The sequence below is a fragment of the Marinilabilia rubra genome (genome assembly GCF_003121985.1).
GTDB lineage: Bacteria > Bacteroidota > Bacteroidia > Bacteroidales > Marinilabiliaceae > Marinilabilia > Marinilabilia rubra.
This window is the reverse complement of record NZ_QEWP01000001.1, coordinates 590,768-606,043: the sequence shown is the minus strand read 5'-3', so window position 1 is coordinate 606,043 and position 15,276 is coordinate 590,768. Positions and strand designations below refer to the sequence as shown.

Genomic DNA, 15,276 nt, shown 5'->3' with positions numbered 1-15,276 from the left:
ATTTTTTCTTTTTAAAATGAAACTGAAATTCCTCCTGTAATAAAGGACAAAACAGGATAGTTATTAACCCCTGCATTGAGTGCTTCAGGATCCAGATCGTCAACTTCAGACACTACCAACAAATTAGATCCTCTGGCATAAATCTTTACTTTTCTGGCCAATGCAGACATGTTCCGATTATTGAAGGTGTAGCTTAACTCCAGGTTTTTAAGCCGGAAAAAGCTGGTGTTCTCCATCCAGAAATCAGAATTCCTGTAATTGTTACTTCCCGAAGTGGTGGTAAGTCTTGGATAATTACCTCCAGGATTATTTGCGGAATGATAGCGATCCATCGCCATGGAAGAATACTTCCCTTCACCGTTCATCCAATAGTAAGAATTATTCAACCAGCTGCTCATACCCAAACTTGCTGTACCGAGAGCATAAAGTCCCCATCCTTTGTATTTGAGAGAAATATCAAGGCCCAGTGAGGTACGCGGAAAACTATTGCCCAGCATTTTCTGATCGCGATTATCAATGATACCGTCATTGTTCAGATCTTTGTAGGCAATATCTCCATCCTGGTAATCACCAAAGGCCTGATGTGGATGACCGTCAATATCAACACCTTTTCCGAAAAGGCCTTCCGAAACATATCCATACATGGCGTCCGTGGATTCTCCTGTAGTTCTCAAATATTGGTCAGGATGGTCCACCTCGTTTTGTTCAATGATTTCATTTTTGGACCAAAGTACGTTTGCACCAATGCTATATGAAAACGCCTCAATCTGATCCTGCCAGTTTACCTGTAACTCAATACCCTGGTTTTTAACTTCACCAATATTCTTGTACGGATACCACTTTCCATACAATTCGGGATATTCAGCACTTGCATATTGAATTATATCATAACGCAATTCATTAAAATAGTTAAGCTCGAACATCAACTTGTAATTGAACCCAACACCTTCCAGCCCTACGTTTATTTCGCGTGACTTCTCCCAGTCCAGTCCGGGACTGGCTTCCTGACCAAAAGAAACTTTCCCCTGGTTATTATTATTTTGTTCTCCAAAAGAAACATTTCCGGTGTCTTCCCATCGCTTTTCATACAAATAGTGGGGGGTTGAAGCATCGTATCCCAGGATTCCTGCACTCGCCTTAAGCTTCAGGTAGTCAAAAATGTTATTACCGGCCATAAAATCTTCCTCCGAAACAACCCATCCAAGTCCGGCCGCAGGAAATAATTCATACCTGTTGCCTTCGTCAAACTTATCGCTGCCCATATAGGAAAGCCCCAGTTCGGCAACGTATCTGTTATCAAAGGCATAATTGGTGCGGAAATAAGTATTGGCTGTTTTAAGGTCCTGATCGATTCCTTTTACTTCACGCTGGAAGAAAAAATATCCCAGGTCCATATCCAGTTCATGAACACCAAAAGAGTTGTTATAACTAAACCCTCCAAAGTACCCGGCATTCCTGTAATTCTCATTCGAAGCTAACTCAATATCGTCATTGTAATTGGCACGATTAAGTTCAAAAAGTGCAATGGAATCTTCACCTTCCGGAGTTTGAATAAATCGCCTTGCATAGGTAGCAGCAGACTTGTTTTGAACTTCAGAACCGAAAAAATAATTGTCGAAAGTCACATAGGCATTAGCTTCAAGCCCTTCAACAACCGAACCCAAGTCAAAATCCAACCCAAAGTTAGTCTGTCCACTAATGTATTGTGCTTTATTATAGCCCCCGTATTTAAGGTCACCGTAAAGGTTATTGCTTTTATCAAAACTGGTACCAAGGGCAGGGGTGCCAAGTGAATCTTTGGGCATAATCCCCTCGTCTATGATTACCGGGTATTCATTTGGTCTGTGAGAACTCAAGGCAGAGAACACCTCAGAATGATTAAGTGATGCCCTCTCCCGATTATCAACCACAACAGCAACCCCCATATTTCCTGATATCATTTCATTAATTTTAACATCCAGATTACCCCGGAAATTGAAACGAGTATTGGTTGGGGTCCGCCCCTCGGCTTCAAGACCTTTGGATTGAAGAAACCCGCCAACAGCAGCATAGCGTGCACCTTTATTTCCACCCGAAAACTCAGTGGTAAACTTTGAGTAGTTGGTATAACTTTTCAGGAAATAGTCATGGTAATCCACATCCGGGTATCTGAAATCATTAGGTCCGGAACTATTTTTATACCCCTCAATGTCTTCCTCAGAATAAAGAGGTGTTAACCCGTCATTTAGTCTGGCTTCATTATACAACCTTGAATAATCATAGGAATTAATAAAATCAGGCAATCTGGTCGCCTGGCCAATACCATAATCAGCACTTGCTTTAATTACCCGTCTATTGGCTTCACCTCTGCGAGTCGTAATCATCAAAATTCCGTTCGCAGCCCTGGAACCGTAGGCAATTTTTGAAGTAGCATCTTTTAACAATTCAATCGATTCTATTTCTTCAGGGATCAAATCATTAATAGGCCGCTCAATTCCATCAACAATGGTTAAAACTTCGTTACCACTCATTCGGGGAAGACCTCTCAAATAGAGCGCTGCGGGATTATTATTCATTCCGCCGGCATTCATCACCACTGTCAATCCTAATCCAAGCCCCTGCATGGTATTAGACAATAAAGGATCCGGATAATGTTTCAGTTTTTCCACGTCCACTTTACTGATAGCCCCGGTATTATTGCGCCTGCTCACTTCCATACCCATAGGAAGACCCAGGGTTTCATTTTTATCTAAATAAACAGCCGCCTTTTCCAATACGACTACAGAGGGTATTTTATCTTTGCTCAGATCAATCTCAGTGGATGCCCATCCACTGCCTTCAATCAACAAAACAGACCCCTGTTCCACAGCAACCTTTACACGCCCATCGTTATCGGGGAAAAAAACCAGTGACCCTTCATTACCATATACCATGGCATTGGTTACAGGTGCTCCGTCGCTGTTTTCAAGTCTAAGCTCAAACTCTGTCCCGGCATCTTGAGTCCCCCCGCCTTCCTGTGCGAATAAAAGGCCTGCATTAAAGAGAAAAATGATGGCCAGGTATATAACCAGTTGTTTTTTAAAATTATCTTGTTTCATATTTTCCACAGTAAAATTTAATTATTAATCTGATGGATCTGAATTTCTCTCCTTCATTCCCGACACCGGAAATATCCCAAAAGCAAAAGCTGCCATTTTCGAAAAGAAACTATTTATATCCGTTTTAATCATTCTACCATCCTGGATTTTGTTCAAATTCCATCAACTGATCAGTATGATCGGCAGCAATTGGATACCAGTAATGTTTTGTTTCAAACACCCGGGTTTCCGTATCGACAGGTCTGACATCAAAACGAAACTCTTTCTTCGAAACATCGTCTTCCCCCGGAGTCAAATCCTCAACATGCATACCCATGATACCCTCGCTCAAAACGCTTTCAGCGATCATCCACCGGCGAATGTCAAACCACCGATGATTCTCGTACATTAATTCAACTGCACGTTCGTCCCGTATACGGCTTCTGAAAGTTTCTTTAGAACTGGCAAGTTCCTGAAGAACCGGAGGCATTCCAACCCTCTCACGGACTATATTAACAGCCTCAACTGCAGTCATAGAATGAGGGCCTGCATTGTTTGGCCCATAAGCTTCATTCATGGCTTCGGCATAGTCCAGATAAACCTGTGTAGTACGAATATAAGAAGCACTGTAATTGTAATCCTCAAAATTTGGTCTTCTGAATTTTGCTTCCGGCCACAACCACTTCACACACATATACCCGGTTGGGACAGTACGCGACCAGTCTGTAGCATAATCTGCACCCCCCTCCCAGGGTTCCAGATACCAGGGTTCGTTTTGTTCACCAAACCCCCATTGACCACCGGGATAAAGAATATTGTTATAAAAACGGGGATCCCGGTTTGAATAAGGATCATCTAATGAGTATCCTGATTGTGGATGGTCTATTGGATAGGCCTTCCCGTCATCGGGATTAATGACTTCAAATTTATCAACCAAATTTTGAGAAGGAGTCGTTATAGCCCATCCATAGTTACCTGCACGATTGGTAAAACGACTATTGTAAAAATGGATGGCCATATCAAGTTCTCGATCCATTCCTCCAGAATTATTGGCCCAAAGTGCTTCACTGCTCACAAACTCAGGAGAGTGATAAAAAACATGCCTGTAGGCAGAATCTCTTTCTTCCTGACTGGCTCCTGATCCCAGGTCGGATCCTTTCATGCGTTTTTCAGGCAAATTGGAATCAATATAAGTTATCACTTCATGTGCATACCGGGCGGCATCTTTACACCACTCCTGATCATAATCCTGCTGAGTGATAGAATTTAGTCCATTTTGCATTAAAGGGCTGGCACCGTAAAGAGTGGCCATTGACTTAAGTGCCATTGCCGAAACCTTAGTAGCTCTTCCAACTTGATCTTCAGGCCATCGATCAGGTAACATCTCAATAGCTTTGTCCAGATCAGTGAGCATCCATTCTGTCGATTCCTTGTAAGTCTTACGCGTTAAATCAAGATCACTGTCAGGCGCATAGACCTTATCATAAATAGGGAGCCCTCCCCATCGCTTTAGTATCTCGAAATAGTGCCAAGCCCTCAGAAAATAGGCCTGACCAAGAATCTCATCTTTCTGGTCTTCGCTTAATCCGGATACATTAGGGAGTTTATTGATAATCTTATTCATTACACGAAGGGCTCTAAACGAGTTTGGTATAACATTTCCCTTTAAACTTCCTATATCACCACCTCCGTAACCAACTTCAGATGGCCAGGCCTTTCTATACCAATCACCTGTATTTAATGCAGTTCGAATTGGTGACCAATCGTAAGTACTCGCTGCTTCATCAGAAAGAGCAGCAATGTTGGTTCGCTGGAGTTTCTGGGCATTCCACCTTGTATAATCAAAAAGTAAGTGATATCCATTGTCAAGATAACCCCGCACAGAATTAAAGTCGTTGAAGACAGTTGACTCCTCCATTCCCATGTCCGGAGACAACTCGAGGTAATCCTCGCAGGAAGCAAGAAACCCCACTATTATCAGGAGAATTATACTAATCTTTTTCATACGTATAAAATTTGTTTTTTATTGTCGTATGGAACTCACGATGAATATTGTATATGCCTTTTTTAGAATTTGGCAATCCAAAATTCATGTTCGTTTCATATTATTGGTTTATGCTTCTTTATTTTTAAAAATTTGGGTTTATTTCATTTCCTGTTGAATTAAAACCTGGCTCTGAATCCGAGGTTATATCTTTTCACAATTGGATAAACACCAGCTCCCCCTGTTTCGGGGTCCATTCTGTCATCCAGATCGGTAATGGTCCAAAGATTGTCACCGTTGGCATAAACCTGAAGCCTGCTCAATCCGAATACTCCAAGATTTTGAAATGTATAATTGATTTCAACATTTTTCAGACGAACATAGGAGTGATCACGAAATCCATAACTGCTGTTTCTTTTGCTGTAATCTCCGTATGAACTACTCGCGTGCAACACAGGCTTGACCGCATTATCAGCATTTTCAGGAGTCCAGCGCCCCAAAACCTCTGGTCCTGCTTTAATAATACCTTTTTCTGCATCCCATAGGTCATAAAGAATGACTCCGTCCACATTTTTTGAAATATCAGACACTCCATAAAACCGGGCATTCATTGATAAATTCTTGTATTTAAACCCAAACGACAATGCATAGGTATGAAGCGGATGGGTAACTTCTTCCATAACAACCTGATCGTTTTGATCAATGACACCGTCACCATTATAATCAACAAACATAAAATCACCAGGTATTATCCCACTCTGAAGATCACGATTACCAGGAATGGCATAATTAAAGACATCATCCAGATCCTGGTAGTAATCATGTACAAGGTAACGCGACTGCCAATCGATGGGCTTTCCAGCTTCTCTAAGGTGAGGTTCAACATTGGCACCATCATTACGGTATACAATCCGGTTCTCATTGAAAGAAACATTTCCTTTCACCCAATAATTAAAATTGGCTCCGATCTTCTCTCTCCACCCAAGTTCAAATTCAACACCCTGATTTTTGGTTTCCCCAATATTTCCGGATGGTTCAGAAACACCCAGCCACAAAGGCGACCAAACATTCATGAGAATCCCCGTTCGGCGCTCCTTAAAAACATCCATGGTAAAATTAAGCTTACCCCACAGGTTCATCTCAACACCAAAATTTTGTTTGGTGGCCGTTTCCCAGGTAGCATTGGGGTTGGCAGCATCTCCTTCAACATACCGTGGCCCAAAAGGCACAGGGTTGTCAAATCCGAAAACCAAATTGCCGGCCGAATTGTAGGTTTGTATATATGCAAACCGATTTCCGGGAACATTGTCATAACCTGATTGCCCGTAAGAATACCTGACTTTTAAATTTTCAAGAAAAGAACCAAGTCTTTCCTGAATAAAAGGTTCTTCGGAAATCCTCCACCCCGCAGACAGGGAAGGGAAAAAACCAAATCGTTGACCTCGTGCGAATTTTTCAGAACCATTATAAGCTCCGTTTAATTCCATGAGATACCGCTCCTTCCAGTTGTAGGTGATACGCCCTACATAATCCTCCCTCCTGGAGGGGATTTGTATGTTGTTACTAGAATTATTGGCCAACCCTTCATCTTCTCTTCTGCTAAATAGAGCCAGAGCTGAAACATTGTGATTGCCAAAACTTTGACTGTAATTCAAGGCCAATTCATAATAAAGGCTCTTGGTGAATCCTTTATTCATCAGAATATCATAATCTGCCGAAGGTGGAGGGTTTTGGGCATTTGCATCAGGCCAGCGCACTTCATTGATCAAAGGATAAGTTCCATCCGGGTTTGGATTGGTATAATCCCATTCCCGGCTATATCTTACGGGAAAGCTATCGCCAAAATTTCCTCCCTGATACCTCTGAATCCTGGACGAATATGCAGTTCGTGAATTGTAACTTAATTTCCCGTTAAAAGTCAACCCTTCAATAATAAAATCGAGTTTCTGATCCAACAAGAAATCAAGAAATCCTTTGTAGTATCTATAGCTTCTCTGTCCCTTATCAAAATCCATAAGCAGGTTACCACCTCCCTCGGGAGAAACACCCCACTCACCATCCGACCATTTAACAGGGAACTCATTTTGCCCGGCGGTATATAATTGTTCAAAAAACTGGGCCTGTCCCCAACCATCTTCGCTGACATCACCATCGTTAATGCGATACCCGGGTTGGTTTCGGTATGCCAGAGATCCGGAAACATTTGCCGACAAACGGGTTGTTTCGGTTATATCAAAGTCGAAATTCGATCTCCAGTTATAACGCTCGTAGTAAAAAGATGGATCAAAAAGATCATTTTCTTTGGTTTTAAAAATATCCCCGTCATTAAGGTAACCAAGCGAAGCAAAATATTTTACAAACTTTGTTCCTCCACGGACATTAATATTATACTGTTGCTGATATCCTGCGTCATCAACAATTTGGTCCCACCAATTCACATTGGGGAAATAATCATTATAAGGGCCGGCCTGATCAAGATTTTCTCTCCACTCCTCAATGATGGATTGGGGAATAAGCTCACTGTAACGCTGATCGTTCATCAACGACTCATTCCGCATCTCCAGCGCTGTAGGGTAATCAGAAAATTCAGGACGTGCCGAAGGTAATTTGAACCCGAAATTTGCTGAAAAATTAATTTCAGGGGCTGCTTCTTTTCCTCGCTTGGTAGTAATGAGTATTACTCCATTAGCACCTTTGGCTCCATACACTGCAGTAGCAGAGGCATCTTTCAAAACTGAAATATTCTCAATCTCATTTGGATCCACATCATTCATATCACGCTCAATTCCGTCAACCAAAACAAGCGGATCAGTCTCCTGCCAACTGGCTTTTCCCCGAATAAGAATATTTGCCTGGTCTGCTCCCGGTTTTCCTGTTTCACTCATGGAAATAACCCCGGGCATGAGTCCTTGAATTGCCTGCGATATATTGGTCGGACTTCCTACCTCTAAAAGGTCTTCCCCATCAACCTGGGAAATTGAACCAACAACAGAAGCTTTTTTCTGAATACCATAACCTACCACCACGACATCCTCCAACATGGCTGCAGAAGATTGAAGTGTAACATTTATAGCCTCTTTCCCCTGAACAGGCACTTCCTGCTTTTCAAACCCTATAAAAGAAAACACCAAAACATCACCATCATCAACGGCTAAGCTATACCTACCATCCATGTCAGTAATTGTACCAACCAACTGGGTTTCCCGAGATCCTTTTACAATAACTGAAGCACCAGGCAGTGGAGCCCCGGTATCATCATAAACAGTTCCGGAAACCATTTGCGTTTGTGACCACATTACCGAATAAAATAGCAACATGACCATCGTTAATAAAAAAACTCTTTTCTGCATACGATAGTTTTTAATAACTGAAAGCTGATTTATTTAAAACACTAACTAAAATTCAACACTTCAAATCTCTCTCTTTTGAAACAAAAAAACTGTGATATTTTTTTCAAACATTAAGAAATTAAAACAACAATCTTAATGAATTGACTTACTAACACTTAAAACGACGGAACAGAAACCTAAAGAAACTATGCAAAAACTGTCAATTATTATAAATAATTATTCAGGCCAGACAAAAGAAGTCTCTCTTTCAGACCACTAGCAGCAAACCCACCAGCATTTTGTTATACACATGTTTGTAAAGTCCCGTATATAAAAAAACCAGATGTTATTGTAAAAAGGAAACGGAGTATTAGGGCTTAAGATGCTAACTTCTGCTTTATTCTAGAAAAACCTTATAATAATCCTGCGGTAATTAGATAAAACTACCCAATTTAAGTATAACCCGGTTTATTCTTGTTTGTCAACGACCCAAACCAACATCAAACAACACTTAATCATGGGCTTAAATCTCAAAATTAAAATCATTTTCTAAATGTCAACCAGATGTAAAGAACTGACTACTTTACCTCAAGTGTGCGATGATATCCATTTTGCCTAAAGAAGAACAGGTTAAATAGATATTTCCATGTAATATATGAGATTCTAAGGGTATAACTCACTCCTTTAATTTCTTTGTTAAAACCTGTTTTTAACGGATTCTTTTAAACCTGAGAACAAAAAACAACAACATTCCAGTTAACAATTATTATCTTTGCCCTAAACTTTCTAAACTGATTTTAACACGCAATCAAGATTCAATTCAGCCTTAAGACTTCCCCTTTGCGTTTCAGTACTCCACAATAAAAAAATGAATATGAATAGGTTGTTTCTCAGAGCTGCATTAACCCTCTTTAATATATTATTCGTATTTGCCCTGTGTTTGGCTCAGGATTATTCTAATCTCAATTTTGAAGTTTTCAATGCCAAAAATGGGTTACCATCTGAAGAATGCAATTTTGTTTTTCAGGACTCTGATAATTTTCTTTGGATCGGAAGCCAGGAGGGTCTAATGAGGTTTGATGGTTATGAGTTGATAAACTTTAAAGATCTGACAAAATCAGACCTCTCAAATATTAACTTCACAGATGCTGCTGAGGATCAAAACAAGAATCTATGGTTTACCACCTCTAATGGTTTTTTATTTTACAACAAAAAGAACGACAGTGTAAACCTTTTCACCTCTGCAGATTTCCCTGATTTATACCTAAACGGACCATTCAACTCAATACTTTGTGACAATGAAAACTCAGTCTGGATTGGCACAGATAATGGTTTATATAGATATTCTCAGATCTCAGGCATTCTTAAGCATTATCCGGGACCAAACAATACCCGTTGTAATTGTAAAGAATTGGTGAAAACCGAATCAGGTGACATATGGATGAGTTCCTGGAACCAGGGAATAGCAAGATATAATAAATCAAAAGACAATTTTGAGTTTCATGACATTTTCGAATCCCGGAAAGCCGATTTTGCCAAGGCTATTAACAGCCTTTATGCCTATAAGAAAAACTATCTTTTAGCTGGTCAGTGGGAGACTGGATTACATATACTGGACATCAGTAATCCTGAGACGCCTGAAATAATTAAAACATTCCGGCATACCACTACTCAAAAAACAAAGAATCTAATACCAGGTAACATTATTCTTAGCATTCGAAGTGATATTTATGACAATCTTTGGGTTGGGACTCCATACGGATTGGGCATTATCAAAGACCCCCTTTCAGAAAGCCCTCAATCTTCTCACATAGAAGCATCTAGCCACAAAAACAATTTATCGAATAATGTTATCAGACATATTTTCAAAGACAAAACAGATATTATGTGGTTATCAACCACGGGTGGCGGAGTGAATAAAACAGAATTAATAAATCAAAAATTTGAAACAAAAAAAATCCCGGTCATTGATCCTCAAAAGAAAAGCCAGAGCATACATGCATTTTCTATCGACAATAAGGAAAGGCTACTGGTAGGGGTTAAAAGCTTGGGCTTTGTTGTTGCTGATAAAAAACAAAAGAAAACAAAGCATTTTAGTAAAATTGACAATTATAAAAGCTTACAAAAATTCGATATAAACACAGTTAATTGTTTTGCCTGGGACAACGACTCCAACTTATGGATTGGTACGCGATACCGGGGACTTATAAAATTAAATCCGGAATCCGGAGAAACTTACGTTATGAACCCGAGGAATAAAAACAAACTATTCTTTTCCCGGGAAGTCAGATCTATACTCCATTGCAAAAACAATCAATTATGGGTAGCTACAGAAAATGGAGTATATCATATAAAACCCGCTAAAGACAAATCTTTTTTCAATTTCAAGGTTCAAAGTTTCAGACACATTCAAGGCGATTCAACAACCATCCCCTCCAACAACATTTCAGACTTAGTCATGGACAATGATGGCAATATATGGGTTTCGACCTTCCAAAACGGGCTTGCAAGATCTACTTCACCAATTGCTGAAAACAACCAAAAAACCGCTTTTAAAAGATACAGCTGGAATGATGGATCAGGGTTAACAACCAACCATATAATTTCATTGTTTAGTGACAGTAAAGAAAACATTTGGATTGGATCCGGAGACGGCCTAAAAAAATGGGACCCTGTTGCTCATAAATTCGTCTCTCCCATACCAGAGAATCCTATGAATGGCACAATTATTTATGGTATCGAAGAGGATGCCAACGGAAGCATCTGGGCCACATCCAATACAGGAGTCATTTGCCTAAAGAAAAAGGGAGAGGAAGATTATGTTCTTGAGAATTACACTTCCAGAGATGGTCTTCAAGGTGAGGTATTCATTAAAGGTGCCATTAAGAAGGATAAAAAAGGTTTATTCTACATCGGGGGACATAATGGATATAATATCTTTAACCCTCTTTCCATAAAAACGGACAACTATATTCCTTCATTGCACATTACATCTTTAAACCTTTCAGGGAAAGAGATTAATGGGTCTAAAATCACTGAAGATTCAACCATCATAATAAAACACAACGAAAAATACATCAGTATTTCGTTTGCTGCACTGGATTTTAGAAACCCTCAAAACATAAAATACCGATACAAACTTGAAGGCTTTGATGAACATTGGCAAAATGCAGGTGCCAATGCCAGAAACGCTACATACGCAAATCTTGGACCTGGTAAATACACCTTTATTGTGAAGGGTTCTAACAGTTTTGGTGTGTGGAATCCAAAACCAACCAAGTTTCATTTAGAAGTATTACAGGCCCCATATAAAACATGGTGGGCATTTACTTTTTATATCCTATTCTTACTGGGCCTGGTTTTTGCTTTTACATATCTATACTTCAGCGGAATAAAAACAAAACAAGCCTTAAAAATCGAGCACTTGGAGAGAGAGAAGTCAGAACAAATAAACCAATTTAAACTTCAATTCTTTACAAATCTCTCACACGAACTATTAACCCCTCTTTCCATTTTAAAGATTCTTTCAGAAAAATGGGAGGATCTGGTAGTTAATAAAAAGGATGAAGTAAGGAATATACTTGGAAGAAATGTCTCCAGGCTATCCCAATTAATTTATCAGGTTCTGCAATTTAGAAAAGTGGAAACGGGTAATATAAAGTTAAATCTTCATGAGGTCAATTTATCCTCGTTTACAAAAGAGATTCTGGATAACTACAACCTGTTAGCTGAAGAAAAGAATATTTCTTTAAAAACAGATTTGCCTCATGAACTTTGGGGATGGATTGATACTGAAAAATTGGATATTTCTTTAAACAACATTCTTTCAAATGCATTTAAATACACAAGCCCCGGGGGAGAAGTATCTCTGAACTTAGAAGCTTTTCAACGTGAAAAGCACCACTGGGTGTCCTTTCAAATATCCGATAACGGAAGGGGTATCCCACCTGAAAAAATAGACACCATATTTGATCGTTTTTATCGAATTGGGAATGGAGGCAAAGAACAGGAAGGAGCCGGAATAGGACTGGCTTTGACAAAAAATTTAATTGAACTTCATGGAGGCTCTATTGAAGTAACCAGCCTGCCCGGGTCAGGAACAACATTCACCATCCAATTGCCATTTTCTAAAGATTTTTATGAAGAAATTGATATTAAAAAGCAACAGCCAATAATTGACCCACAAAAAATAAGGGTACAATCGCCCAAAGAGGATGAAAATCTGCCAAAAATCCAATCACAAAAGGACAAAAAGATTCTGCTTATTGAAGATGATCAGGATTTTCTGGAGTTAATCACCTTTGAACTTGAAAAATACTTTACTGTTCATACAGCCCCCAATGGAAAAGAAGGGATAAAAGCAGCCAAAGAAAAAGCAGTAGATCTTATTGTTTCAGATGTAATGATGCCGGAAATGAGCGGCAAAGAGGTATGTAAGTTGATTAAAAATGACATCAACACCAGCCATATTCCTTTTATTTTAATTACAGCTTTTCAACAGGATGAAGAAAGACTGGAAGGATATGAATCCGGCGCTGATTCTTTTTTAACCAAACCGATTACACCCATACTCTTATTGACCCGAATTGAGTCTCTGCTAAAGAAAAGAAATGAACTAAAAGCCAATTTCGATAGCGATGAGTTTCTTGAACCTGAAAAAATAACCATTCCTTCGATTGATAAAAAGATATTGGAACAAGCCAAGGAAATCGTTGAACAGGAAATGAGTAATCCGGATTTATCGGTTAAAATGATGTGTGAACAACTTGGATTAAGTAATTCAATGTTTTATCGTAAAATGAAGGCCTTACTTGACATGACACCGAATGAATTTATCAGGAGTATAAGACTTCGAAGAGCAGCACAGTTACTTAAAGACAATTCAATAAATGTATCGGAGGCGGCTTACAGCACTGGCTTCAATGATTTAAGTTACTTTGGGGTATGCTTTAAAAAAGAATATGGAGTTACACCTACAGCTTACCAGAAAAGGACAAAAAGGGAGCTTTAATAAATCCCTTATCTGAGAATATCATTAAAAAAGAGGTTGTTTTAAGAAAGCATAAAACAACCCCTTTAAGCGATACGCTGTTATACAATTCTTTTTTTTCTACTAATTCCCTGCATTATTATTCAGAGGAACATTAATATGTACATATGATTCTGCCGGGATGGTTACATTCCAGGCCGAGTTGCCCCCTAGATTATAACTATTGCTACTTTCAGTATCACTTGAAGTCCAAATTGTTCTTGTTACTGTTCCCTGAGCTTCATACCCGCTTTGTAATTCAATCCGGGTTGTTTTATTGTTGGTTGATAGATTAATAAAATGCAAACTCAAACTTTTATTCTTTGCAAAAGCAATTACTTTTACATCGTTAATAGAAGAGTTCGAAGGCACCACTCTTTTTCCTGAAGCATTATTAACAAGATTTTTAAACCCTGAATATTTAATTGGAAGAGCCGTACCATTAGCCCAAACAAACCTTTTTACGACTTGGTAAAATGTTACATTTTCAACTCCTCCTCTTATGGCAGGAAAAATATTATTCATTCCGGCTATGAGGTTTTCAATGCCATCATTGGTTGAATATCTTGTGGCTTCAGTGTACCAAACCGGATTTGAAGATTTGTTTACCAACTGTTGCCACGTGCTTTCCCATGATGATTCAGCAATAGCATCGTCATCATAAAAATGTGAGCCGGAAACATTTATTTGCCCCATTACATCTTCTACATCATTTACTGAAGTTTGCAACCCCCATCTTTCAAGTCCTACTTTTGCGGTACCACCTAAATTAAGCATTTGATCAAATACTTTCCGGTGATCACTTTCATCTGCAGGATCCTCATTCCAGGGACCAAGGTAATCGATGTTAATTCCGACATTACTCATTCTGTCCATGAAGCTATCAAGGTAAGAAGCATAAGCTGTTAAGTTTAGATCATACACATTATAAGGACAACAACCTATCCATTGGTTGGGAAATTTATCAGCTCCATGATAATGATTTCCATAGCCATCACCATTTGCAATGCTGGCAAAAATTTCAACATTGGGATTTACGTTCTGTACGGCTTGAATTACAGTTATTACGTTATCATAAATGGGATCGGAGATATCCTGCAACGCAAAAATTGGTACTCGCAGAACCTTTAATTGCATATCTCCGAATAGCAGCTGTGAAGTGGTTGAAACATCTTTTTCTGCCCAATCTTTTATGGTCAGTTTTCCATCACCTCCAAAGGTCACTTCCTGATGAAAAGTGGAAGGATCTACTTCGGCTGTTAAATCAGCGGATTTTAAACTTCCAACATAATTGTTTGATTCCTCTACCTCATGAAAGGAGGACTGTTCACTACACCCTGCTAAAAATCCAAGGAGCACAAAAAATCTAAAGAACTTGTTAATTCTGATCTTTTTCATAGTTATTGGTTTTTACGTATCACAGGCGCAAACATAACCCCCAATAAGTGTTATTAATATTAATTTTTTGTCAAATTCTGTAACTTTTCCAATGTTGGAGAAAATCTAATACTATATGACAAAAAAATCCTTCCCATTATTAACCCACTGATTATTGCTTAAAAATTTAACAGTATTTTAGAGAGAGAGTTTTCAATATTCATAAATCCAAAAACAGAATCCCTCGTTAAAAAGCATTAGTCATGCAGTTGAATTTATCGCTTCATCTTTGATGAATTGGGGGTATAATCTTCAATATCCAAACAGAATCAACATCAGTGTTTAGACCATAAGAAATGATTAACGAAGTATTGATTAATAGATTGAGAAAATAAATGATTAGGTCACCAACAACCAACATTCATGAATAATAGTTAATAGTGATTGCAATTTAAGTTATACATCAGAAAGTTTACTAAAACTATCTTTACAAAGCTGAAA

General features: G+C 38.9%; 5 protein-coding genes. 1 reads left to right on the top strand and 4 read right to left on the bottom strand.

The annotated features are described in order from the left end of the window. Positions 1-11 precede the first annotated feature (11 nt). The 3 genes from DDZ16_RS02505 to DDZ16_RS02495 form a co-directional block, all read right to left on the bottom strand. On the bottom strand, positions 12-3,077 hold the full coding sequence (locus DDZ16_RS02505) for a SusC/RagA family TonB-linked outer membrane protein (RefSeq protein WP_109262828.1): 3,066 nt from the start codon (positions 3,075-3,077) through the stop codon (positions 12-14). Positions 3,078-3,210: 133 nt separating this feature from the next. After that, the gene (locus DDZ16_RS02500; protein ID WP_109262827.1) at positions 3,211-5,061 is read right to left on the bottom strand and encodes a RagB/SusD family nutrient uptake outer membrane protein; all 1,851 of its coding nucleotides are present in this window, start codon (positions 5,059-5,061) and stop codon (positions 3,211-3,213) included. 158 nt (positions 5,062-5,219) lie between these two features. After that, positions 5,220-8,390 carry a SusC/RagA family TonB-linked outer membrane protein gene (locus tag DDZ16_RS02495; RefSeq protein WP_109262826.1) on the bottom strand — a complete coding sequence of 1,057 codons (3,171 nt, stop codon included), beginning with the start codon at positions 8,388-8,390 and terminating at the stop codon, positions 5,220-5,222. An 853-nt stretch (positions 8,391-9,243) separates the two neighbouring features. Here DDZ16_RS02495 and DDZ16_RS02490 point away from each other — a divergent pair. Beyond that, positions 9,244-13,380 (top strand): hybrid sensor histidine kinase/response regulator transcription factor, encoded by a 4,137-nt coding sequence (locus tag DDZ16_RS02490; RefSeq protein WP_158275590.1) that lies wholly within the window; start codon positions 9,244-9,246, stop codon positions 13,378-13,380. A 102-nt stretch (positions 13,381-13,482) separates the two neighbouring features. Here the strand turns inward: DDZ16_RS02490 and DDZ16_RS02485 are convergent, their stop codons facing one another. After that, entirely contained in the window at positions 13,483-14,796 is a 1,314-nt protein-coding gene (locus DDZ16_RS02485; RefSeq protein ID WP_109262824.1) for a hypothetical protein, read from the bottom strand. Positions 14,797-15,276 lie beyond the last annotated feature (480 nt).

Excerpts from the sequence above, each read along its gene's own strand:
- DDZ16_RS02505 (WP_109262828.1), bottom strand. The coding sequence starts at position 3,077 with ATGAAACAAGATAATTTTAAAAAACAACTGGTTATATACCTGGCCATC.
- DDZ16_RS02500 (WP_109262827.1), bottom strand. The coding sequence starts at position 5,061 with ATGAAAAAGATTAGTATAATTCTCCTGATAATAGTGGGGTTTCTTGCT.
- DDZ16_RS02495 (WP_109262826.1), bottom strand. The coding sequence starts at position 8,390 with ATGCAGAAAAGAGTTTTTTTATTAACGATGGTCATGTTGCTATTTTAT.
- DDZ16_RS02490 (WP_158275590.1), top strand. The coding sequence starts at position 9,244 with ATGAATAGGTTGTTTCTCAGAGCTGCATTAACCCTCTTTAATATATTA.
- DDZ16_RS02485 (WP_109262824.1), bottom strand. The coding sequence starts at position 14,796 with ATGAAAAAGATCAGAATTAACAAGTTCTTTAGATTTTTTGTGCTCCTT.